This is a genomic window from Nitrospina sp. P1_D6 (genome assembly GCF_052156615.1).
Classification (GTDB): Bacteria; Nitrospinota; Nitrospinia; order Nitrospinales; family Nitrospinaceae; genus Nitrospina.
Window position 1 is genome coordinate 230,718 of sequence record NZ_JBQKUN010000005.1, and the last position, 21,751, is coordinate 252,468.

The 21,751-nt window shown below is 57.3% G+C and carries 19 protein-coding genes; 9 read left to right on the forward strand and 10 right to left on the reverse strand.

Annotation, left to right across the window (positions count from 1 at the left end; all coding sequences use genetic code 11):
- Nucleotides 1-42: 42 nt before the first annotated feature.
- Genes ACTRXA_RS10700 through ACTRXA_RS10710 form a run of 3 tightly spaced genes read left to right on the forward strand, consistent with a single transcriptional unit; the run spans nt 43 to nt 2,411 of the window.
- A complete protein-coding gene (locus ACTRXA_RS10700) occupies nt 43-342 on the forward strand; it encodes a DUF167 domain-containing protein (RefSeq protein WP_442427181.1) in 300 nt (99 codons plus the stop codon).
- A gap of 27 nt (nt 343-369) precedes the next feature.
- Complete coding sequence (gene mtnA, locus ACTRXA_RS10705; protein ID WP_442427182.1) at nt 370-1,410, forward strand: S-methyl-5-thioribose-1-phosphate isomerase; 1,041 nt, start codon at nt 370-372, stop codon at nt 1,408-1,410.
- Entirely contained in the window at nt 1,407-2,411 is a 1,005-nt protein-coding gene (locus ACTRXA_RS10710; protein ID WP_442427183.1) for a sugar phosphate nucleotidyltransferase, read from the forward strand. The genes mtnA and ACTRXA_RS10710 overlap by 4 nt, the downstream gene beginning before the upstream one ends.
- A 79-nt stretch (nt 2,412-2,490) precedes the next feature.
- Here the strand turns inward: ACTRXA_RS10710 and ACTRXA_RS10715 are convergent, their stop codons facing one another.
- Together ACTRXA_RS10715 and ACTRXA_RS10720 are read right to left on the reverse strand one after the other, a co-directional pair.
- The gene (locus ACTRXA_RS10715; RefSeq protein WP_442427184.1) at nt 2,491-3,168 is read right to left on the reverse strand and encodes a DUF3386 family protein; all 678 of its coding nucleotides are present in this window, start codon (nt 3,166-3,168) and stop codon (nt 2,491-2,493) included.
- 158 nt (nt 3,169-3,326) lie between these two features.
- Nucleotides 3,327-4,379 carry a peptidylprolyl isomerase gene (locus tag ACTRXA_RS10720; protein ID WP_442427185.1) on the reverse strand — a complete coding sequence of 351 codons (1,053 nt, stop codon included), beginning with the start codon at nt 4,377-4,379 and terminating at the stop codon, nt 3,327-3,329.
- 317 nt (nt 4,380-4,696) lie between these two features.
- Here ACTRXA_RS10720 and ACTRXA_RS10725 point away from each other — a divergent pair, with 317 nt between their 5' ends.
- Nucleotides 4,697-7,345, forward strand: coding sequence for a fused MFS/spermidine synthase (locus ACTRXA_RS10725; protein ID WP_442427186.1), 2,649 nt, complete (start codon nt 4,697-4,699; stop codon nt 7,343-7,345).
- A 34-nt stretch (nt 7,346-7,379) separates the two neighbouring features.
- Here ACTRXA_RS10725 and ACTRXA_RS10730 read toward each other — a convergent pair whose 3' ends face one another.
- Entirely contained in the window at nt 7,380-7,670 is a 291-nt protein-coding gene (locus ACTRXA_RS10730) for a hypothetical protein (protein ID WP_442427187.1), read from the reverse strand.
- Nucleotides 7,671-7,848: 178 nt separating this feature from the next.
- The gene (locus ACTRXA_RS10735) at nt 7,849-8,421 is read right to left on the reverse strand and encodes a hypothetical protein (protein WP_442427188.1); all 573 of its coding nucleotides are present in this window, start codon (nt 8,419-8,421) and stop codon (nt 7,849-7,851) included.
- A gap of 302 nt (nt 8,422-8,723) precedes the next feature.
- Between ACTRXA_RS10735 and ACTRXA_RS10740 the strand changes: the two genes are divergently transcribed.
- The 4 genes from ACTRXA_RS10740 (at nt 8,724) to ACTRXA_RS10755 (ending at nt 14,673) form a co-directional block, all read left to right on the forward strand.
- A complete protein-coding gene (locus ACTRXA_RS10740; protein WP_442427189.1) occupies nt 8,724-9,641 on the forward strand; it encodes a DUF58 domain-containing protein in 918 nt (305 codons plus the stop codon).
- Complete coding sequence (locus tag ACTRXA_RS10745) at nt 9,638-11,794, forward strand: BatA domain-containing protein (protein WP_442427190.1); 2,157 nt, start codon at nt 9,638-9,640, stop codon at nt 11,792-11,794. The genes ACTRXA_RS10740 and ACTRXA_RS10745 overlap by 4 nt, the downstream gene beginning before the upstream one ends.
- 108 nt (nt 11,795-11,902) lie before the next feature.
- Nucleotides 11,903-14,410, forward strand: a complete 2,508-nt coding sequence (locus ACTRXA_RS10750; protein WP_442427191.1) for an SUMF1/EgtB/PvdO family nonheme iron enzyme — start codon at nt 11,903-11,905, stop codon at nt 14,408-14,410.
- Entirely contained in the window at nt 14,407-14,673 is a 267-nt protein-coding gene (locus tag ACTRXA_RS10755) for a hypothetical protein (protein ID WP_442427192.1), read from the forward strand. Before ACTRXA_RS10750 ends, ACTRXA_RS10755 begins: the two co-directional genes overlap by 4 nt.
- Before the next feature lie 15 nt (nt 14,674-14,688).
- On the opposite strand, the gene ACTRXA_RS10760 is transcribed toward ACTRXA_RS10755, so the two are convergent.
- Nucleotides 14,689-15,165: a flavin reductase family protein gene (locus ACTRXA_RS10760; protein ID WP_442427193.1), complete on the reverse strand. Its 477-nt coding sequence runs from the start codon at nt 15,163-15,165 to the stop codon at nt 14,689-14,691.
- 327 nt (nt 15,166-15,492) lie between these two features.
- On the opposite strand from ACTRXA_RS10760, the gene ACTRXA_RS10765 reads away from it, so the two are divergent.
- Nucleotides 15,493-16,647 carry an ATP-binding protein gene (locus ACTRXA_RS10765; protein WP_442427194.1) on the forward strand — a complete coding sequence of 385 codons (1,155 nt, stop codon included), beginning with the start codon at nt 15,493-15,495 and terminating at the stop codon, nt 16,645-16,647.
- 20 nt (nt 16,648-16,667) lie between these two features.
- On the opposite strand, the gene amrS is transcribed toward ACTRXA_RS10765, so the two are convergent.
- The 5 genes from amrS to sufC all read right to left on the reverse strand — a co-directional run bounded on the left by amrS (nt 16,668) and on the right by sufC (nt 21,665).
- Nucleotides 16,668-17,729 carry an AmmeMemoRadiSam system radical SAM enzyme gene (gene amrS / locus ACTRXA_RS10770; RefSeq protein ID WP_442427195.1) on the reverse strand — a complete coding sequence of 354 codons (1,062 nt, stop codon included), beginning with the start codon at nt 17,727-17,729 and terminating at the stop codon, nt 16,668-16,670.
- Nucleotides 17,730-17,781: 52 nt separating this feature from the next.
- The gene (gene sufU, locus ACTRXA_RS10775) at nt 17,782-18,237 is read right to left on the reverse strand and encodes a Fe-S cluster assembly sulfur transfer protein SufU (protein ID WP_442427196.1); all 456 of its coding nucleotides are present in this window, start codon (nt 18,235-18,237) and stop codon (nt 17,782-17,784) included.
- A gap of 106 nt (nt 18,238-18,343) precedes the next feature.
- Nucleotides 18,344-19,597 carry a SufS family cysteine desulfurase gene (locus ACTRXA_RS10780; protein WP_442427197.1) on the reverse strand — a complete coding sequence of 418 codons (1,254 nt, stop codon included), beginning with the start codon at nt 19,595-19,597 and terminating at the stop codon, nt 18,344-18,346.
- A complete protein-coding gene (gene sufD / locus ACTRXA_RS10785) occupies nt 19,590-20,906 on the reverse strand; it encodes a Fe-S cluster assembly protein SufD (protein WP_442427198.1) in 1,317 nt (438 codons plus the stop codon). The genes ACTRXA_RS10780 and sufD overlap by 8 nt, the downstream gene beginning before the upstream one ends.
- 9 nt (nt 20,907-20,915) lie before the next feature.
- On the reverse strand, nt 20,916-21,665 hold the full coding sequence (gene sufC / locus ACTRXA_RS10790; RefSeq protein WP_442427199.1) for a Fe-S cluster assembly ATPase SufC: 750 nt from the start codon (nt 21,663-21,665) through the stop codon (nt 20,916-20,918).
- Nucleotides 21,666-21,751: the final 86 nt, after the last annotated feature.

Sequence of the window (21,751 nt, forward strand, 5' to 3'; positions counted from 1 at the left end):
CATTTGAAGTGAGCCTGACTGGCCGCCTACAGGGTCTTTCCCATGTCCCTTCCCGTCAAAAAGAATGACCACGGCCTCACGTTTTCTGTTACGATTCAACCCCGGGCGGCGCGAAACGAAATCGTGGGAGTTCATGACGGAGCGTTGAAGATCCGGCTCACGTCACCACCGGTGGAAGGCGCGGCGAATAAAGCCTGCCTGAAACTGCTGGGAAAAACACTGGGCATGGCTCCGTCAATGCTGTCCATCGTCAGCGGTTCCACCTCCCGCAACAAGGTGATCCAGGTGAACGGCATGGATGAAACGGCGTTCCACGAAAAACTGAAACCGCACCTGACCTGATTTCATTCACTCATACTGGTTTTCAACATGGTCAAAACAATTGAATATCTCGACGGGGTGGTCAGGATGATCGACCAGACCCGACTGCCCGCTGAAACCGTTTTTGTGGACTGCAAAACGATAGAAGACGTCGGCGAGGCCATCCGCGGCATGATCATCCGCGGTGCACCGGCCATCGGCGTGGCCGCGGCCATGGGCATCAGCCTCGGTGCCAACGCCACCGATGCCGCCGATTTCAACGCGTTTCTCGCTCAACTGGAACAACAATGCGAACGGCTGGGACAGGCGCGACCGACGGCGGTGAACCTGAAATGGGCCATCGACCGCATGCTGACAGTGACCAAAGCACACAGCCACCTGTCCGTCTCCGACCTCAAGCAACGGCTTAAGCAGGAAGCAATGGCGGTCTACCACGAAGACATCGCCACCAACGAAAAGATGGGCGGCTTCGGCCAGTCGCTCATTGAGGACAACAGCACCATCCTCACCCACTGCAACGCCGGAGCGCTGGCGACGGCGGGATTCGGCACCGCACTCGGCGTGGTGCGCGCGGCGGTGAACGCGGGCAAGAACGTGCGCGTGCTCGCCAACGAAACGAGGCCATTCCTGCAGGGCGCGCGGCTGACGGCGTGGGAACTCAAGGAAGACAACATCCCGGTCAAACTCATCACCGACAACATGTGCGGACATTTCATGAAAAAGAAAGAGATCGACGTGGTGGTGGTGGGGGCCGACCGCATTGCCGCCAACGGCGACGTCGCCAACAAGATCGGCACCTACATGGTGGCGGTGATGGCGCGCCAGCACGGCATCCCGTTCTACGTCGCCGCACCGGTCTCGACGCTCGATCTCACGCTGGCTTCCGGCGACGCCATCCCCATCGAGGAACGCAGTGCGGAGGAAGTGGTGACGCTGAACAAGCAACGCATCGCACCGGAAGGCGTGGACGCCTCGCACCCGGCGTTCGACGTGACGCCGAACGAGTTCGTCACCGCCATCATCACCGAACGCGGCATCGCGCGTCCCCCGTACACCGAATCACTGAAGGCGCTGGCCGGGCCATCATGAAGGCGATGATCCTGGCGGCGGGCTTCGGCACGCGGCTGAGACCGCTCACCCTCCATACCCCGAAACCCATGGTTCCGGTGATGAACCGACCCATGCTGGAACACACCCTCGAACTCCTGCGCGGTCAGGGCATCAACGACCTGACCATCAACCTGCACCACCTGCCGGACCAAGTGACCGCGTATTTCCGCGAGGGTGGCGGCTTCGGCGTGCACATCAACTGGTCGAAAGAGGAAGCCATCCTCGGCACCGCCGGAGGTATCAAGAAAGCACAGAAGTTCCTGGACGGTGCGCCGTTTCTGGTGATGAACTCTGATGTGTTCGCCGACATCGACCTCACGCGCGTGCGGGCGTTCCATGAAGAAAAAAAAGCGGTACTGACGCTGGTGCTCAAGGAAGGCGACTCGCCGGAAACCTGCGACCCCATCCAAATCGACGACGGCGGACGCATCGTGCACATGCCCGGCGTGCCGTCCAAAAGCACGCCGGAAACGGATCACCGCTACACTTTCACCGGCATCCAGATCATGGACCCGCGGGTCTTCGATTACATGGCGGAGGGCGTGTTCTCCGGCACCACCACCGACGTGTTTCCGCAGATGATCGAAGAGGGCCTGCCGGTATATGGCTACATTCACGAGGACTACTGGATCGATATAGGCCAGCCGGCCAGCTACCACCGCGTCCACCGCGACCTTCTGGACGGAACGGCACGCTGGCGACTGCCGGAGGCGTCCGCCGATCCCGGCCGCGCCACGATCATCCCGCCGTTGCACATCGGCAACGACTGCACCATCGCCGCAAGCGCGCGGCTGGGTCCGTACACGGTATTGGCCGACGGCTGTGTGATCGGGGAAAACGTGACCGTGGACAACACGATCTGCTGGCAGGGCGTCACACTGGAGGCGGATGCGCAGGTGACCCGGTCGGTCCTGGGCGATGGAGTCACCGTGCCTGCGGGCACACGGTGCGAAGACGCCGTGCTGGCGGCAAAGGCCTGACCCCCCAAAGCCCTTAAACCATAAAAAAAACCCGGCGGGGACATCCCCCACCGGGTTTTTACGTTTCGGTAAAAAACGATTACAGCGCCTTGTGGTTTTCCAGGGTCATGGTGCTGACCACCACCTCGCTGTTCTGCACGTCGATCACCCGGCGCCGTTGCGGCAGGTCGTAATTGCCAACACGGGTGTAGTCGTCGGTGTAACTCTCGACGTTCTTGATCGAGTTGTCCTTCGGATTGAAATAGTAAACCGTGTAGTTGCGGGTCAGGAACTTGTCTTCCTCGTTCTTAACACTGTCTTCGATGTTGATCGAAAACACAACGTGCGGCGTTTTGCGGTTGATCTGCCGGATACGGCCTTCCTTGATGCGGTAGAACGAACTCATGCCATCTCCGCCCATGACCACGGCGCGGCCCATGGGATGCGTGCCGTCGTCGCCAAAGGTCAGCTTGTATTTGCCGTCAGACTGATCGAACGAGCGCGGTCCGCGGTGCATGGCGATGGACGCCAGGTTTTCCGAGGCGAATTCCTTCATGCTCTCGTCTGTGAGGCTGAGCTCGATTTCCTTCGGGCCTTTCACGGTGACGGTGCCCTTCTCTTCCTTGCCGTTGATGTTGACCGTCACATCCGCGGTGAAGCCCTTGAAACCCGCATCCCAGCGGGCGGTGTTCGAAAACACCTCTTCCAGCGCCTTACGCGCCTGCGGATCGTCCTCCACGGTGGATTGAACGTCTTCCGGTTTGGTGTAGGTGGCCATGATGTTACTCCTTGAATTGCCAGAGGGTTTGAAATGTTTGGGTGATCGTTATGTAGACCGCAGGGCGTTGGCGGATCTGCCCCGCGCCGATTCCAGATTTACCTGTCAAGAAGCCCACATTCTAGCACAGGCTTTCCGACCCGTAGAAGGGCTATTCCTCACCCCGCGGGCTGGTAGAAAACCTGGATGTCGGCTTTTTTACGCAGGCTGTCGATGTAGCGTGCGATCACTTTTTCCGCCTCGCTGGTGAACAGGTAATTCTGGATGGAGGACCTGACCTCCTCCAGCGGCACATTTTCTGCGGGTTTGGTTTCATTGAGTTTGAGAATATGAAATCCGTACTTGCTTTTGACGATGCCGCTCACCTCTCCAATTTTGAGCCTGGAGACCGCTTCGTCGATTTCCGGGTCGAACACGCCCTTGTATATGAAATCCAGGTCACCGCCCTTTTCGGCACTGCCCATATCTTCCGAATGCGCGCGTGCGAGCTCCGAAAAATCTGCACCTGCCTTCACCTTCTCGTAAACCGTTTCAATTTTTTTGCGTGCCTCGGCAATGTATTTTTCCTTGTCCGTCTTCAACTGCTCAATGGGGGTTGCCTCAATGACATCCACGGGAATGAGCGGCACAAAAATATGCTGGGCGCGGTACGCCTCCGGCCGCTGGAACACGTTTTTCCTCTGCTCGTAAAAATGTTCCACCTGCTGATCGGTGATGACGATCTTGCCTTTCACCTGATCACGCAGAAGGCTGTTGGCGGTGAGATCGACTTCGATCGATTTCTTGATGTCCGCTTCAGTCAGTCCACGGGCTTTAAGCGCTTTTTGGAAAGCCTCTTCCGATTCGTAGTTTTCCTTCAACTTGCTGAACTGTTCCGACACCAGTTCGGAATCAACGGTGTACCCCGATTTTCCGCCTTCCTTGTAGATCAATTCGCGGTTGATCTCCCGGTCAAGAATATCGAGCGCCAGGCGTTCACGCTGGTCCAGCGGCACCGCCTCTTCCCGGTCCTTCAGCATGCGGTTGAGCTCGAACCGGATGTACTTGGACTCCAGGTCCACGCCATTCACTCGGGCCACCACATCCGGCAGGTTCATGTCGCCGGTGACATCGCCCTCAAAATATTCCGGCTGCGCCATTGCGGGCAGGGCTGTAACCATCCACACCAAAACCGCAGGCACGGTCCATTTCTTAAACAAAGAAACCCACATCCGTATTCTTCCTTACAAATTCAAAAAAGTTAAACCGACCGGAATCGGCCCACCAGGCGGTGGAAATGTCTGATTGTGAAAAAGGGTATCACTCCGGGACGAGGCAGGCAAGAAGCCGCCAAAAGGTGCCGGGCCAGATTGGATTCCCGGTCCGTGAGGAGGGACGTTCGTTTTTACCAGACCGGATGCGCGGTGGCAAGAATAAAGCCCCGGACGGGGGACGCCGCCCTTTTGCCCTGCCCCGAGTGAGGCTGTCGGCGTTGACTCCCTTCAACGATTATGTGAGAATCACTGCCTACTTTGGGGCAATCCTTTCAATGCGTTGGAATCCTATTCGATCCCGGGGCGCGATCCTTTTCGGCTGCCTGTTTTTGTCCGGCTGGACCAGCCTGACCTACGAACTGCTCTGGATCAAGCAGATCACGCTTCTCATTGGTGGCACGCTGTACGCCATCAGCGCGGTGCTGTGCGCGTTCATGGCGGGGCTTGCAATGGGTGCGTGGGGCGGTGCACGCATACTTCCGCGTTTCACCGATAAACCCGACCGGCTGGTGCGCCTTTACGGCGTACTGGAAGGAGCCATCGGCCTCTACGCCCTGGGGTTTCCGTTCCTGTTGCACCTCGTCGAGATGGGTTATCCGCTGTTGCTGGCCCTCTCACTGGGGTCGGACACGCTCCTCCATTTCTGGGAGTTTGTGCTTTGCACCCTGCTGATGCTCCCCGCAGCGTTCATGATGGGCGCGACGCTGCCCGTGATCGGGCGTTGGCGCATCGGGGACCGGCAGGACCGGATATTCACCGACCTTTCGGTGCTCTACGGCATCAATACGCTGGGCGCCATGGGCGGCGTGCTGTACACGCAGTTCGGCGGCACCCGCTTTCTGGGAATCGAGGGCACCCTGTACTCGGCCGTGGCGCTGAATCTTTTGATATTCGCCGTGTGCTGGTTGTGGCGGGCGGATGAAACCCCCGACCGGAAACAGCACACCCCGTCCTTGCAGAAACAATCCGGATCGGCGAAATCAAAAACCGAATCGCCTCCCGACCGCGGTCTCGCGTGGCTGCTGCTCTTTCTGTTTTTCTTTTCCGGCATGGTGGCGCTGTCGAGCGAAATTTTATGGACGCGCGTGCTCGTGTTTCCGCTCGGCCACTCCCTTTACTCTTTCGCCATCATCCTGGCAACGTTCCTGTTCGGAATCGGTCTTGGCAGTCTCGTCGCCGAAAAAATACTCGGCACTGGAAACTGGGTCACAAAATTCATTTCCGTTGAGATCGCCGTCGCCGCGCTGGGCCTTTTGGCCATACCGGCATTGGACTTCATCACCGTATGGACTCAGGAACTGGACAGGCTGTTTTATGACGTGGACGCCACCGCTGTCCGCACCCTGTGGATGCGGTCACTCGTTGCCTTTGGCCTGATGATCCTGCCCACCCTCGGCTTCGGCATGATCTTTCCACTTGCCGGACACATTCACTTCAACCTGTTCGGCACGGTCGAGCGCACGCTGGGCAACAGCTACGCGGTGAACACCGTGGGTGCGATTGCCGGTACGGTGTTGACGCCGTTCCTTTTCGTGCCCCTGCTCGGCATCCGGGGGTCGTTGTTCGCCCTGTTCGGCGGTCTGCTCTTCCTGGCCGTCACCGCGTGGACGTGGCACTGCGGGAAAACGCTGAAACGCTTTGTCACGGGTTACGCCACCGCCGCATTTCTGCTGGGAGCCGTCTGGGCCGCGTCTCCTCCAATGGCCTCCACCCACACACCGGGTGAGGGCAACCTGGCGCGTATTGAAATCGACACCCCATCCGGCAAACTGAAACTCCTCGACTACGAGGAAGGCGACTTCTCCACGTTGAGTGTGGTGGAGGATACGCGAAGCGGCGGACGCACGTTGTACGTGGATGGATTCAGTACCGCCACCGCGTCCGACTCCCTTGGCGGCAGTGCTTACATGCAGGCGATGGGACTGGTTCCCATGCTGTTGCATCCCGACCCGAAAGATGCGCTGGTCATGTGCTTCGGCACGGGAAACACCCTGGGTACCGTGGCGGCGTTTCCCGGGGTGAGCGTGGACGGAGTGGAGATCGACCGAAACGTACTCGGCATGGCGCACTGGTTTGAGCGCTGGAACCACCACGTCCTCGACAAACCCAATGTGGATATTCACATTCAGGATGCGCGCCGCTTCATCCGCTGGACGGATCGCCGGTACGACGTCATCACCCTGGAGCCCATGTCGCCGGTGCAGGCAGGAGTGAACAACCTGTATTCGAGGGAATTTTACGCCGAGGCGCGAGCCCGCCTGAAACGCGGCGGCATCATGATGCAGTGGCTGCCCCTGCACCTGGTGACACCTGAGGACGCCCGGGCCATATTGAGCACTTTCCAAGCCGAATTTCCGCACGTCTCCGTTTGGAACAGTTTTCTCACCCGAATCGTCCTGCTGGTCGGGACGGAGCACCCCCTGAAACTCGACAAAAGGCGTTTCGATGCCGTGAGCCAAAACCAGAGCCTGAAATCCCTGGCAGAGGACATCGGTCTCTACAGTTTCATCGACTTCATGGATTTCTACATCTCGGGGAACGATGCGTTGAATCCAATCTGGAAGAAAGCGCCTGCGGTCACCGACGACAATCGCATGCTGGAACATTCCGATGCGGTGCTGGTGCCGCCGCTCAAACGCGAAACGGACGAATCGTTTCTCAATTTACTCTTGGCGCGGGTGGGGAAGACGCCACCCATCACGGGGGTGACGGAGAGAGAGGCGGTGTTTTACGAAAGCCGGTTCCGGCTGCGCACGGCGCAGAGACTGTCCGTTTTTTCCCGGCGGTACCGGGGGCCGGGACACACTCAATTTTCAGAAAAGAATTACGAAAGTGCCATGAGGCGGGTACGAGCGTTTCTTAAAAAGTCAGGGGATCGCGCGGTGCGTCTCAGTGAGGGCGGCTGGAGACCGGCCAGGCCCTGACCTCGGCATGTACGGGCAGGTCCAAATGGGGGCATCAACGCTCTCCCGAACGGCCACCCCGGTACTTGAACAGGCCGGAAAAAATATTGTAGATGAACTTGCCGACAAACAGAAAAACCAGAATCAGGAAGGCGTAAATGATGGTGCCAAAGAAGGCCTCCGAGCCTTCGCCACGATCGAACCCGAACAGGGCTTTCATCCAGTTGTCGAAACCCGTCCAGGTATCCACAAAGAAATTTTTGATGTCCTGAAATATGCCAGTGATACCGCCTGTGGCCCCATCCAGTTTTTCCTGCGCCTCTTTGGACGCATCGGTCACTTCCATATCCGAATCCCGCTGGGCCACTTCTTCATAGACGTTGGCTGAAAGTGCCGGGACGGGCTGTAGAACCGCGCCCCCAAAAATCACAATACCCAGCAGAATTGTTCCGATCCAACCTGAACCCCATCCACGAGCCGATACACTTTGGCAGGTATGCATTTGTCCCCTCCTGCGGAGAGTTTCAAGCCAGGATCAGATCTTTGACTTTGGCGAACGTCTCCGATTGTTTGATGGCCGTCTGGCCCTCCTCCGTCAGGCCGTTGCCGAACAGATCGAGGTACTTGAGGTCCGTCAGCGTCATCGACGCGGCGAGGGCGCGTGCCCCCTCATCGCCGATTCGGTTCTGGGCCAGGTCCAGCACCTCCAGCCCGGACAAATGGAGGGACTCGGCAATGGCTTTGGCTCCTTCCGGTCCCACCTTGTTCTTCCACAAATTCAACTGTTTCAGGTGCGAAAAGTTTGCCGACCCCGCAAGAAGCTGAACGGACTGGTCATCCAAATCGTTGCGCTCCAGGTGAAGCCAGGTCAACTGCGTGAGAACGGGCGACTCCGCCAGCGCGCGAATCCCTTCGACGGTGAGTTCATTCCTCTCCAGGTTCAGTTGCTTCAGGTTTTTCAATCGCTGGTCCTGTGCCAGCGTTTTGACTCCCTCGTCTCCAATGTACTTCACATGAAGGTCAAGCGAGGTGCCGTCGGCACTCAAATTTTTTTCAATCAGCACTTCAACGGGTTGATCGTTGAACGGTCTCGTCATTTCAGTATAAACATCTCAGGTTAATTTTGGAACCCCGATATTAGCTCAAGTTCCGGGGTCCGGTCGGATTTTTCCGGATGCGCCCAAAGCGGCTGAAATCGTTTGGACTTGGTTTCAATTGTAGACCCCCTTGGTATTTTGTCAACCGACCCCTGTACACGTAAGAACAATATTAAAGGGAAATCCGGTTGCCTTTCTTCCGTCCGAAAGGCGTGCGGGGTATTTCCGCAATCCGGAAACTGTGAGATGATAGGAAACAAGATGTATCTATATACCTCCTGATACCGCCTGAGAGTCCATTCATGGCCGAAGACCCTTCAACCCTGTATCGCCCGGAAATCCTTTCGGAAATTTCATCACTCAGCCTGCGCGCCATGACGCTGGTGGAGGGTTTGCTTTCCGGGCAGCACCGCAGTCCCCACAAGGGATCCAGCGTCGAGTTCGCGGAATACAAGGCATACACCCCGGGCGACGACATCCGGCATATCGACTGGAAGGTGGTCGGCAAAACGGACAAGTACCACGTCAAGCAGTTCGAGCAGTCCACCAACCTCAAATGCACCATCCTGTTGGATACCAGCGGATCGATGGGCTACGCCTCGCCGCTCAAAAAACAGGACGCCATGCCCAAGGCGCAGTACGTGCGCACGCTGGTGGCGGCGTTTTCGTACCTGCTGCTCAAGCAGTTCGATGCGGTGGGACTGCTCACGTTCAACCGGTCGGTGACCAACCACATCCCGCCGCGATCCAAACCGTCGCATTTCCAGCACATCCTGCATGCGCTGGCGGGTTGCGAGTTTCAGGGGGAAACGCACATCAGCCAGGTGGTGGGAGACATCATAGAACGGCTGCCGGGTCGCGGTATGATCATAGTGGTCTCCGACCTGCTGGTTCGCGACGACGATGTCCTGAAAACCCTGAAGTTCCTGTGCTCTCGCGGACTGGAAGTTTTACTGTTCCAGGTTCTGCATCCAGATGAAATCCACCTGCCTTTCGACGGCGACATCATGTTCGAATCGCTGGAGGACGACCCTCCTGTCGGCCTGGATCCGGCAGACGTGCGGGAACAATACCAGGCCGCAGTGCAGGAGTTCATCGGCCATTTCCAGACCAACTGCCCATCCCTCGGAATCGATTACCAGTTTCTGGACACCGCGACGCCGCTCGAACAGGCGCTCCGTTATTACCTGCTCCGGCGCAAAAGCCTGCTGAAACTATGAGTCTCCAGTTTTTATCACCGTGGTTTCTGCTGGGCCTTCTGGGCATCGCCCTGCCCATCCTGGTGCACCTGCTCACCCGCCGCCAGCAGAAACGGATCCCCTTCTCGGCTGTTTACCTGCTCGAGCAGGTGCAGAAGCGGAGCATCCGCCGCTCGCAACCGAACCGGCTTCTGCTCCTGCTGTTCCGTTGCCTGGCGATCGCGTGTTTGAGCCTCGCCCTGGCGAGCCCCATCTTTTCCTTCGGCGGACCGGAGGAGTTCCTTCCGTCGAAACCGACCGCCAACGTGATCCTCGTGGACAACTCCTATAGCATGGCGGCCCAGTCCAAGGACCAGACCCTCTATAACCAGACTGTGGCGTTTGCGGCGGCTTTGCTGGAACGCCTTCCCGCCAACAACACCTTCAGTCTCGTTTACGCCTCCGATCCGGCCCGGGTGGTGCAGGACTGGACCGGCGATGCGGCCCAGATCGTCAAACTGCTCAAACTTTCGAAACCATCGTTTCAGACCACAAGTATCGGCCAGGGCTTGACCAAAGCGTATGACCTGCTGAGCACGGCAAAGGAGGAAAACCGGCGAATCTTCGTGCTGACCGACCTCGACCGTAACGGCTGGAAGGAAAAGGAACTGGAGAACCTGACGGAGGATCCCGGATCGGTGCCGATCAAGGTCATCGACTTCTCCGCACACCGCATGGAAAAAAACCGCGCGTTGGTGGAGCACGTTGACCTGACGCAGGAATTTCTCACCAACAATCGCATCCTGCGCGTGGAGGCGAGCATCGTCAACCTGCAACCGGACATTGCCATCTCCCAATTGCGCGTGGCGCTTGTAGTGGACGGCCAAACCAAAAGCGAGGATTTCATCGACCTGCCGGCCGGCGGCCGCATGGACAAGGCGTTTTCCTTTCCATATCTGGGAAGGGAGGCCGTGCAGGGTTATGTTGAAATCCAGGACGACGGACAGAACGTGGACAACCGCAGGCTGTTTTCGTTTCAACCCGACCGCAAGATCCAGGTTCTGATTGTCGATGGCGATCCGCGCGGTGTATCGCACCAGAACGAATCGTTTTACGTGGAAAAGGCCCTGAACCCGTTTCGCGCCACCGTCACGGACATCCAGCCTACGGTTTCGACCCTGGCGGAACTCCCTGACCGCAAACTGGAACAGTACTCCGTGGTCATTTTGTGCAACGTCCGGTCCCTGCCCTTTGACTACGAACGCAGGCTGGAGGAATTTGTGAAACGGGGAGGCGGCCTGTTCATATCGCTGGGCGACCAGGTGGATGCAAAATTCTACAATGAGAAAATGGGGATTCTGCTTCCCGTTACCCTCCAGACACTCAACCAGGTCGATGGGAAGAGTGAACCTTTTAGATTGCAGGGGGGTGAAAACCCGCACCCGGTGCTCCGCACGTTTCAGGGAAAATCCATGCAACAGATGGCGCAGGTGGCTTTTTATGCGCTGTACAGCGTGGCACCGCGGGCGGACCGCGATTTTCTGGTACCTATGCGCTACACCAACGAGTACCCGGCGCTGGTGGAATCATCTTTCGGCCGCGGCAAGGTGATGCTATTCACCTCCAGTGTCGACCGCGACTGGAACCAGTTCCCCATCCAGCCCACGTTTTTGCCGTGGGTGCAACGCTGGGTGAAGTACATCGCGCAAAGCCTGGAAAGTTTGTCCGATCAGGATCTCAAGGTGGGGCACCCCATCCTGATGGAAGAGGTCGGGCCGTATGCTTACATCGTAACACCGGGCGGGGGTATCCTTGCTTTGGAAAAAACCGGCGACTCGGATTTGCAGTTCCAGGACACCTGGACCCCCGGCCCCTACCGCCTGTACCAGTCAACCCAATCCCCTGAGGGCGAACGCAGTGAAGGCGATTCGGGCACGCGAGTCAATCAGCTTCCGGCGGATGCGCGGTACATCGGCACCGTGACGGTCAACATCGACACGACCGAATCCGTGACCGAAACCCTCACACCGGACGAGGTGAAAAAATTCCTGCCTGGTTATGCGGTGACGGTTCTCCGCGATTCCGACATCAGGGAATCGTCGCAGATGGAAGGCGGCCTGCCCCTGGTGGGTCCCTTTCTGTTCTTGCTGGCATGCGTGTTCCTGGTGGAAGGCTGGATGCTTCGGCGGGAATGAGACGGTCTTCTGGCTCGAAAGCGGGGTCTCGTCAATGTCCCTGCATTTGATATAATAGGAAAAATTCCGAACTGCCTTTTCACCTTAAAAGAGGTCGCCAGGTACCGTATGATTTCCCGTCCCGCTCGTCTTACCCTTGTTTTCTTTTTCATTTTGACCCTGTGCCTTCCCTGGAACACCGCCGCCGCACCTGTCTCGGAAGACACGATCCGGAAAGCGGTGAATCGTCCTCCGGACGAAATCGACCTGTCCGAAACCCTGTTGCTGGTCTCCAAACACTGGCAGCCGGCGCTCGATCTCGATCGCCTGCGCAAGCAGTTGGACGACCTCACCGGCAAGGCAAAACAACAACTGGGAGAAGAGCCGACCCCGCAGAAAGCCGTTGAAGTGCTCACCCGCCTCATCCACAAGCAGGAAGGATACCGGTTCACTGATTCCGTGGATGCGGCGGGAATGCCGACGGTTCCTGCGGAGCTGTTCCTGCACGGCCTTTTGGAGACGAAACGTGGTTACTGCATGAACCTGTCCTTGCTATATTTGATCCTCGGCCAGCGGCTGGACCTGCCCCTCTACGGTGTGCCTTTGCCGAATCACTTTTTCGTGCGGTACCAGTCAGCCCAATACCGCGCCAACATCGAGGCGACACAGGATGGTGCCCAGTTTGGAGATGATTTTTACCGCGACCGTTTTCAGGTTGCGGAAAACGCATCGTACTTTCTGACCAACCTCAACGCCCGGCAAACGCTGGGCGCGTATTTTTCAAATGTGGGTCTCACATTTTACCGCAACCAGCACCCCGACACCGCGGTGTTCTACCTGAGCCTGTCCACAGAGATCAATCCGGAGTCCATCGACGCGCTGAACAATCTTGGCAACGTTTATTCCGAGATGGGCCGTATGGAAGACGCCATCGCCCAGTACAAAAAAGCCCTGGAAGCGGATCCGGAAAACCTGTCGTCGCTGTTCAACCTGGGCGTGGCGTACGCTCAGGCGGACCGCACCGACGAAGCGATAGAAACGTTCTTACAAGTGGCGGAGCGGGAACCGCGTTTTCCACCGGTGCACGACCTGCTCTCGCGCCTTTACGTGCAAACGGGAAATCACATTGCCGCCCTGCTCCACACCAAATTGCTCGACCGCCTGCAACCCGGCCAGTTTGAAGTGCGCATGCAGATGGGCAACATCCTGCTGGAAATGGGGGAGGCTCAACTGGCACTCGGAGTATTCGAATGGATGCAGGGAACGTTTCCTGAACGCCTGGAAATCAACGAGCGCATGGGCGAGGCGTATTACCTGATGGACGACTTCGACAAGGCCATCGTTCAGTACGAGTACATCCTTGAGCGGGTCCCGCAAAGCCTTCCGGCCTACGTGCAAATGGGCTGGGTGCATTACCGCAAAGGGGAGTTGGACAAGGCGGTGGAGTGGACCCAACGGGGACTGACCGCCAGCCCGAAACCTTCTCCATTCACCACGCTGGCCCACATGAACCTCGGTTTCTACCATGTCCTGAAGAAAGACTTCAAAACCGCGCAGCAGTGGTACCGAAGAGCTCTCGAAGCGAAAGACGAAAAGACGGTCGAGGGCATGATCGACGACCTCAACGAAGCACGCGAGGGGTATCCGGGCCTGGTGGAAATCGATTTTTTCGCCGGCTGGGTTCTTTTCGAAGGCGGACAGACCCGGCAGGCCCAGTCACGCCTGAAGGACTTCCTTTCGACCAACCCGAAGGGCGAACTGGCCAATGAGGCCCGCACCATGCTGGAAAATATTGGTGAGGTCGTGCCCGCAGGCATGGTGAAGGTGCCGCAGGGATTTTTCATCATGGGCGACGATCATCATGGCGACGATGAAGCGCCGAAACACAAGGTTTACCTGGACACGTATTACATCGACAAATATGAAGTGTCTGCAGCCGAATTCGCCGAATTTTTGAATGCCATGCCGGAGACCAAAGGACTTTTCGGAATCAACAAATTTGGAACGATCGAACAAAAGGGAGGAAGTTTCATTCCACGGCGCGGTCTGGAAGATTACCCCGCCAACAACGTAAGCTGGTTCGGTGCGGCGGCATACTGCAAATGGAAGGACCAGCGCCTGCCCACTGAGGCGGAATGGGAAAAAGCGGCGCGGGGTCCGAACGGCAACCTGTTTCCGTGGGGGAACGATCCCATTTCACCCCAGAAGAGCCGCTACAACCTGCAATGGAACGAAAACATCCGGCACCGTGTGATGGTTCCCGTTGATTCCATGCCCGAAGGAAAGAGCTTTTACGGGGTATTTCACATGCTTGGAAACGTGAAAGAATGGGTGGACGACTGGTATGACCGGGAGTATTATAAAGAGGAAAATCACAAATCAAACCCGAAGGGTCAGATCGGCGGCGAATACAAGGTGTTGAAAGGAGGCTCCTGGCGGGACCTCCGGTCGTTCGTATACGCTTCCTTTCGTAACAACAGCTACCCCGCAGCCATGGTAGACGATTACGGATTCCGTTGCGCCTGGAGCGCCACCACCCCCGATAGCCAGACTCCGAAGAAACACATTTCGTTTGACCCGGCACCCGGTCTCGAAACTCTGAGCCCGGCAACAGGGGAAGGAACTGCACAACCATGATCGGCGCAATTGAAATCCTGATCATCCTCGTCATCATCGGCATCATCTACAGCAAGGATGTCGTTGACAAGACCTGGCGCAAGCGTCCCGACGAAGGCGTGGTGGAAAGCTTCGCCGTGGACGTGAAGGACTATTACAAGGAAAACCCCAAACGCCTGGTTTTTGCCATTATCGGCACGGTGGCGACCCTCATTTTCGTCGTCACCCTGTTTTACTGGTTGTGGACACGTACCGATTTCAAGCAAATGCTGGGGCTGGAATAGCCCACCTCCTTCCTCTCAATAGCTGAACCCCGTATCGCGCACGTGTACATAGGGTTCCCCACCTTTCAAGGTTTTGCCGCCAACAACCTCGCCAGTATAAAGAATATGATCACCGAACCTTTGTTGTTCGCGAACCTCGCATTCCAGATAAGCCACGGAATCATCCAGAATCTTGATTCCCTTGTGTCCCTTGGACACATTGAGTCCCTGAAAAATGGAAACGCCTTCCGCGGGCGGTTTAAAGAAATGTTTGAGCAGGCTGTTGGATTCTTTACCAAGAATATTCAAGGTGAATGCGCCTGAGGCCTCCACCAGCAAACGTGCCGGCCGGGTTGTGCCAAGCACAATGGTCACCGCAGGCGGTTCAAACGAGCACTGATTGACCCAGCTCGTCAGCACCGCATCTTCCCGATCCTCATGTGAGGCAGTCACAATGAACAATCCACTGGGCACACGGCCCAGGGCTTTGCCTATTTGTTTTTTATTTCGCAAAACAATTTCCTCGCTCGGATTGGCTTAAATTCCAGAAAGAATTTTCGCAATGGTTGATAATATCTGATTCCGCAAATGTGTGAAATGACCCGGGAATCTGCCTATATTGTCCTAAATTTCAAAGCATTTGACCAGACCCCAGACACTCCGGGATCTTATGTTTCTTCCGAACCCAGACGGTAGCGGGTATTCCGCAAACCATTATTTTTAAATAAGTTTCCAAATCACAAAGATCCATAAGACGTTATAAAGCATTGAACCTGATATGTAATTTCTTTACGATAAATAGTACCAGTCTCGATTCATCACACGACAGGATACTGCCATATGAGTTCCGATATCCAGCCTCAAAATCCCTCTTTTCAAACACCGGCCGTCAAGCTCCAGTTGTTGAAGCAAACCAGGGTTTTCGGCCTTCTCGACACGGCGAATCTGGAAAAGCTTCTGAGCGAAGGCCGGGAATGGCACCTGAAGGAAGAAGATGTGCTCCTCAAGGAAGGCGACACCAGCAAGTCTCTTTTTGTCATCATGAGCGGAGAAATCGAGGTGACCCGGGGCGGCAAACTTATTACCCGGCTGCAAAGCGGGGATCTTCTGGGAGAGATGGCCCTCATCGACTTCAAACCACGGTCCGCAAACGCACATGCTTGCCAGGAAAGCCTGCTGCTGGAGGTTGAGGAGGAATTGTTCCGGCAAACCGTGGGCAGCAATCCACAGGCGCTGTGGGAGATGTTGCAGATCCTGTCAACGCACATCCGGGGCCTGCTGGGCGCGCTGGAGCAGGACATCCTGTCATTGCGCCATTTCACCCACGACCTCAAGAACTGCCTGACTCCCCTGGGCTATGCGGAGTTCTGGGCCTACGAACTGCTGGGCAACCTGCGAGGCACCAATCAGGAACATCGGCCCCGGCAGGGGTGGGACACCGCCCAGAAGTGCCACGACACCATCTCTTCCGTTAAATGCGATCTGCTGACCATGGTCGAACAAGGTCTTTCACGCATCAAAAGCAAGACCGTGGAACACACCAAGTCCGATTATGATCTCACCAAACTGCTGCACGACACCGTGGAAGAGATCAGCCTGCACAAGCACCTGAAAGGAAAAACGGTTGTGTTTCAGAACAATGGGACGGAGCACTTCGCCCGGTTCAATTACCTGGACATCAAACGTGTGATCCAGAACCTGTTGATCAACGCCGGGTACGCCACCGAGCCGGAAGGCGAAATTCACGTTCACCTGAATGATAAAGGCCACCGGGTTCAGGTGGGCATACAGGATTTTGGCGACGGCATCAGCAGTGAGATACAGGAGGTTCTGTTCAAGGACGTATACACATCCAAACCGGATGGCAACGGGTTCGGGCTGCTTTCCTGCCGCGAGATCATCGAAGACCTGCACCGCGGGCGCATCTGGTTTGAAACCGAGCAGGGCAAAGGCTCAACCTTCCTGTTTGAAATCGAGCGCGACCCCGTCAACTGACGGCCACGGAGCGGTTTTCTTCAAGCCGCCAGCGTCCACCTGCCCGGAATTTTCTCTCCGCAATCGGGACACGCCCCCTGCTCCCCGAGCCGATTGCAAATCACCCGAAACCCGCGCCGCTCTATGAGCGTGGACCTGCACCCCGGGCAAAACGTGTTTTCCGAATCGCCCACCTCTCCCGGACGGTTCCCGCTGTAAACGAACCGGAGTCCCTTGGAAAGGCCGATGTGGCGGGCGCGATCCAGCGTCACAACCGGGGTGGCCCCGGTATCGCCCATCTTGTAGTCAGGGTGAAAGGCGGTCACATGCCAGGGAATATCCAGAGAGACGTCGGCGAGAAACTCGGCAATGCCGTTCAGTTCTTCATCGCTGTCGTTGTAACCGGGAATGACCAGCGTCACGATCTCCAGCCAGAATCCCATCTCGTGCACCTGACGGATGGTGTCCAGCACTTCCTGAAAGTTTCCGCCCAACAGTTTGTATTTTTTTTCGTCGAAGCACTTGAGGTCGATCTTGAACAGATCGAGCCAGGGCCTTACGTACTCCAGAACCTCCGGGGTGCCATGGCCGTTGGAAACATACCCGGTCACAAGGCCCCGCGACCGCGCTTCCCTGAATACATCGACCGCCCATTCGCTCGTGATCAACGGTTCGTTGTAGGTGGAGACGATGGTTTTGGAGCCGTGACGGATGGCCAGATCGCAGATTTCTCGCGGAGTCGTCGGTCGGTAATTCTGTGTCGCACGATCGTCGCGGAGCGTCTGGCTGGTGAACCAGTTCTGGCAGTAGGCGCACCGGAAATCGCACCCCAGCATGCCGAAGCTGAGCACATTGGTGCCGGGGAGCGCGTGGAAAAACGGTTTTTTTTCGATGGGGTCGTTCTGCACCCCCGCCGTGTAGGCGAAGGGAACGAGGAGTTGTCCGTCCAGGTTGTAACGGATCTTGCACACGCCGCGCTGGCCGGGCTTCAGGGTGCAACGGTGCCCGCAGGCGGTGCAGATGAGTTTGCCGTCGTCGAGGGGATGGAACAGATCGCCCGGTCGGGTCCGGGAATCGAGGTCGGTCAGGGTGAGGGTTGGCATCGTTCACCTCCAGACTTGCTTAGGAGAGAGCCAGGCCGGGTTGCTCCCGGTTCTACTCGGTGGTGACGTCGCTGTTTTTATCCAGCGCCCCCACCATGGAATGCCAGGACAGGCTGGCACACTTGATGCGCGAGGGAAATTCGCGGATGCCTTTGAACAGCGACAGCTTGCCCAGGTGGTTGTCTTTGTTTTCTTCGGGGTCGAACTCCCCCAGCACCATGCGGTGAAACTCGTCAAACATGACCTTGGCTTCGTCCACCGTTTTGCCCTTCAGGTTGTGGGTCATGAGGGAGGAACTGGCCTTGGAGATGGCGCATCCCGATCCCATGAAACTGATGTCCTGAATGATCCCCTTGTCATCGACGTTGAGGTACACTGTGTAGTCGTCGCCGCACAGCGGGTTGAATCCGTGGCACTGGTGCGTGGCGTTATCGATTTCCCGGAAGTTGCGGGGCTTTTTGTTATGATCCAGAATCACCTGTTGGTACAACTCGTTACTGTAAGACATCCCAAGTTACCTTCAATTTGTTTTCAAAACCAGCGGTCGCCTGTCCGACTTCAAGAGGCGGGCTCCCGGGCGCATTCGGCCTGACACCTTTTTATCGGGTGCCTGATCAGGAGAATACCTTGATTGCCTTGCGAATGCTTTCAGCCAGAACGTCGAGTTCCTCGAATTTATTATAGAACGAAACCGAGGCGCGTGTCGTGGCCGGAACCTTGAACCTCTGCATGGTCGGCTGGGCGCAATGGTGGCCGCCGCGCACGGCGATGCCGTCCTGATCCACCAGCGTCACCATGTCATGCGGATGAACTAGATCGTGGTAAAACGACAGGATGCTCGCCTTGTTCTCCGCGGTGCCGATGATGCGCAGCCCGTCGATGTTCTCCAAAAGGCGCGTGCCGTACTCCAGAAGCTGGTGTTCGTATTCGGCGATCTTGTCGATGCCCACGGCCTGCATGTACTCGATGGCGGCGGCGAGGCCGATGGCCTGGCTGATGGGCGGCGTGCCCGCCTCGAAACGCGACGGCGGCTCGTTGAACGTGGTCTTCTCGAACGTCACCTGCCGGATCATGTCTCCTCCGGTCACATAAGGCGGCATGCTTTTGAGGACGTCCATCTTGCCGTACACACCACCGATGCCGGTCGGCCCGTACATCTTGTGGCCAGAAAAAGTATAGAAGTCGCAGTCGAGTTCGCGCACGTTGAGGCTCATGTGCGGCGTGCTCTGCGCCCCGTCGATCAACACCACCGCCCCCGCCTTGTGCCCGAGATCGATGATTTCCTTGATCGGGTTGATCGTACCCAGCGCGTTCGACACGTGGTTGACCGCGACGACCTTCGTTTTCGGGCTCAGCAGTTTCTCGTACTCCTCCATGAGGAGTTCGCCCTTGTCGTTGCACGGGATGATCTTGAGCTTCGCGCCTTTCTCCTCGGTGATCATCTGCCACGGCACGATGTTGGCGTGGTGCTCGATCTGGGAGATGATGACCTCGTCGCCTTCGTTGAGGAATTTGCGACCGTAGCTCTGCGCCACCAGGTTGACCGACTGCGTGGTGCCGCTGGTGAAGATGATCTCGTTGCGGTCGGGCGTGCCCAGCAAATCCGCCACCTTCTGCCGCGCTTCCTCGTACATGCGCGTCGAGCCCTCGCTCATCTTGTATGCGCCGCGGCGCACCGTACCGTATTCTTCCGAATCGAACTTGTGCACCCGTTCGATGACCGCCCACGGTTTCTGCGTGGTGGCGGCATTGTCCAGGTAAACCAGCGGTTTGCCGTGCACCTGTTGCGAGAGAACGGGAAAGTCTTTGCGGACTTTATCGACATCCAAAACCGGTTTGGGGGACGTCACGGTGCCGGAGTCAGACATTTTCGGCCTCCAGTTTCTTAAGCAGGTATTGATTGAAATCCCGAACCACGTCCTCAAACGGAACCGCATCGATGATGCTTGTGACGAAGCTCTTGGTCAGAATGGACTTGCCCACCGCCGCGGACAGGCCGCGCGTCTTCAGGTAGAACAACTGATCCTCGTCGATCTGCCCGACCGTCGCGCCGTGAGTGCATTTCACATCGTCGGCGAAAATCATCAGGTTCGGTTTGGCGTCCGCCTTGCCGTCGTCCGACAACATGAGGTTGTTGATCAACTGGTCGGAGTTGGTCAACTGCGCGCCCTTGTCGACAATCACGGTGCCGTCGAAACTGGCGCGCGCCTTGTTGTTGATGACGTTGCGGAAAAACTGGTTGCTGGTGCAGTGCGGGGCCTCGTGATGAACGCGCACGAAATTGTGCGCCTGTTCCTCGTTTTCGAGAACGCAAATGCCGTGCATGTTGAGTTCCGCGCCTTCGTCTTTCAGACGGACTTCGTAATGGTGGCGGGCGAGACGGCTGCCCGACGATCCGTTGGTACACACGAAACGGCTGTTGCGGTGCAACTGCACGCGCGTTTTGGACATGTGCCACGCACCGGGGTTGTCCTGCTGGACCTGCCAGTAAGTCAGCCCCGCGTCCGGGTCCACCAGAAAATCCTGCACCGCGTTGACGAAATACCCGGCTCCCTGCCCGATGAACTTCGCCGCCAGTTTGAACTCGGCGCGCGGTTGCAGTTTCACCAGAAGGCGCGGGTGACTTGCCGCCGATCCGTTGGCCGTACCGGTGGACATGTAAAGGACCTGCAGCGGCTTTTCGATCACCGCCTTTTCCGCTACGGTCACGACGAGGCCGTCTTTCACGAAACCGCTGTTGAGCGCGGCGAACACATCGTTTTCCTCTTCCGCCGTCGCCAGCAGGTATTCCTGAACGGCCGCATCCTGAATGGCCTGGACGAGCGGCGTGAGCGTCACCTCCTCTTCCAGTCCCGATGTATTGGACAGTTTCTCGTCGTACACACCATTGACGAACACAATCACCCGGTCCCGGCAGGACGGATACACCGCCGCCTCCACCGCCTTCGCATCGGCGGCCGCGTGACCGGTCAGTTGAAACCGAGTTTCGGTGAGGTCGTGCGTGTTGACGAAGGTGTACATCTCGTGCTTGCGGTGGGGAAACTTGACCGCCTCGAAACGCCGGATGCCCGCTTCGTTGAGTGGTTGCAGGGTTGGGACAGCGTCTTTCAGAAATTCCTTGTGCAGGTCGAGGACCGCCTGCTCACTTTCACTGATCACATCTAAAGTCGTGGACATACCCTCTCCTCACTTCGCGGCGGTGGCGACCCAGTCGTAACCCTGGCTCTCGACCTCAAGCGCCAGATCTTTTCCACCGGACTTGACGATTTTGCCGTGAGAGAACACGTGCACGAAATCGGGTTCAATGTAGTTCAACAGGCGCTGGTAATGGGTGATCAGGATCAGCGCGTTGTCCTTGGTGGCGAGCTTGTTGATGCCGCTGGCTACGGCCTTCAACGCGTCGATGTCCAGACCGGAATCGGTTTCGTCCAGCAAGCCCAGTTTCGGTTGAAGCACCGCCATCTGCAGGATCTCGTTTTTCTTTTTCTCACCGCCGGAGAACCCGTCGTTGAGAGCGCGGTCCTTGTAGCGCGGGTCCATGGATACCAGTTTCATCTTTTCAATCAGCAGGTCGTCGAAGTCCAGCGGATCGAGTTCCTCTTCACCGCTGTGAACGCGCTTGGCATTGTAGGCCATGCGCAGGAACTCCGCATTGTTGACGCCTGGAATCTCCACCGGGTACTGAAAACCCAGAAAGATGCCTTCCAGCGCACGCTGTTCCGGGTCCATGTCCAGAAGGTCCTTGCCTTCAAACTTCACCGTGCCTGCCGTCACCTGGTAAGCCGGGTGCCCGGCCAGCACCTTCGACAGCGTGCTTTTGCCCGACCCGTTGGGGCCCATGATGGCGTGAACCTCCCCTTTGTTCACCGTCAGGGACACACCCTTGACGATTTCGACGCCTTCGAATCCGGCGTGCAGATCATTGATCTCTAGCATTAACCTGTTCCTCTCTGATTTTCAAAACAGACCAGCCAGGCATCGAGCCGCGGGGCCCTGCCTGGCTGGCCGGTGTTTCCGAATGA

What these genes read in the sequence shown, in the direction of transcription:
- ACTRXA_RS10700 (WP_442427181.1), top strand. Translation starts at nt 43, where the DNA reads ATGTCCCTTCCCGTCAAAAAGAATGACCACGGCCTCACGTTTTCTGTT.
- mtnA (WP_442427182.1), top strand. Translation starts at nt 370, where the DNA reads ATGGTCAAAACAATTGAATATCTCGACGGGGTGGTCAGGATGATCGAC.
- ACTRXA_RS10710 (WP_442427183.1), top strand. Translation starts at nt 1,407, where the DNA reads ATGAAGGCGATGATCCTGGCGGCGGGCTTCGGCACGCGGCTGAGACCG.
- ACTRXA_RS10715 (WP_442427184.1), bottom strand. Translation starts at nt 3,168, where the DNA reads ATGGCCACCTACACCAAACCGGAAGACGTTCAATCCACCGTGGAGGAC.
- ACTRXA_RS10720 (WP_442427185.1), bottom strand. Translation starts at nt 4,379, where the DNA reads ATGTGGGTTTCTTTGTTTAAGAAATGGACCGTGCCTGCGGTTTTGGTG.
- ACTRXA_RS10725 (WP_442427186.1), top strand. Translation starts at nt 4,697, where the DNA reads ATGCGTTGGAATCCTATTCGATCCCGGGGCGCGATCCTTTTCGGCTGC.
- ACTRXA_RS10730 (WP_442427187.1), bottom strand. Translation starts at nt 7,670, where the DNA reads ATGGAAGTGACCGATGCGTCCAAAGAGGCGCAGGAAAAACTGGATGGG.
- ACTRXA_RS10735 (WP_442427188.1), bottom strand. Translation starts at nt 8,421, where the DNA reads ATGACGAGACCGTTCAACGATCAACCCGTTGAAGTGCTGATTGAAAAA.
- ACTRXA_RS10740 (WP_442427189.1), top strand. Translation starts at nt 8,724, where the DNA reads ATGGCCGAAGACCCTTCAACCCTGTATCGCCCGGAAATCCTTTCGGAA.
- ACTRXA_RS10745 (WP_442427190.1), top strand. Translation starts at nt 9,638, where the DNA reads ATGAGTCTCCAGTTTTTATCACCGTGGTTTCTGCTGGGCCTTCTGGGC.
- ACTRXA_RS10750 (WP_442427191.1), top strand. Translation starts at nt 11,903, where the DNA reads ATGATTTCCCGTCCCGCTCGTCTTACCCTTGTTTTCTTTTTCATTTTG.
- ACTRXA_RS10755 (WP_442427192.1), top strand. Translation starts at nt 14,407, where the DNA reads ATGATCGGCGCAATTGAAATCCTGATCATCCTCGTCATCATCGGCATC.
- ACTRXA_RS10765 (WP_442427194.1), top strand. Translation starts at nt 15,493, where the DNA reads ATGAGTTCCGATATCCAGCCTCAAAATCCCTCTTTTCAAACACCGGCC.
- amrS (WP_442427195.1), bottom strand. Translation starts at nt 17,729, where the DNA reads ATGCCAACCCTCACCCTGACCGACCTCGATTCCCGGACCCGACCGGGC.
- sufU (WP_442427196.1), bottom strand. Translation starts at nt 18,237, where the DNA reads ATGTCTTACAGTAACGAGTTGTACCAACAGGTGATTCTGGATCATAAC.
- ACTRXA_RS10780 (WP_442427197.1), bottom strand. Translation starts at nt 19,597, where the DNA reads ATGTCTGACTCCGGCACCGTGACGTCCCCCAAACCGGTTTTGGATGTC.
- sufD (WP_442427198.1), bottom strand. Translation starts at nt 20,906, where the DNA reads ATGTCCACGACTTTAGATGTGATCAGTGAAAGTGAGCAGGCGGTCCTC.
- sufC (WP_442427199.1), bottom strand. Translation starts at nt 21,665, where the DNA reads ATGCTAGAGATCAATGATCTGCACGCCGGATTCGAAGGCGTCGAAATC.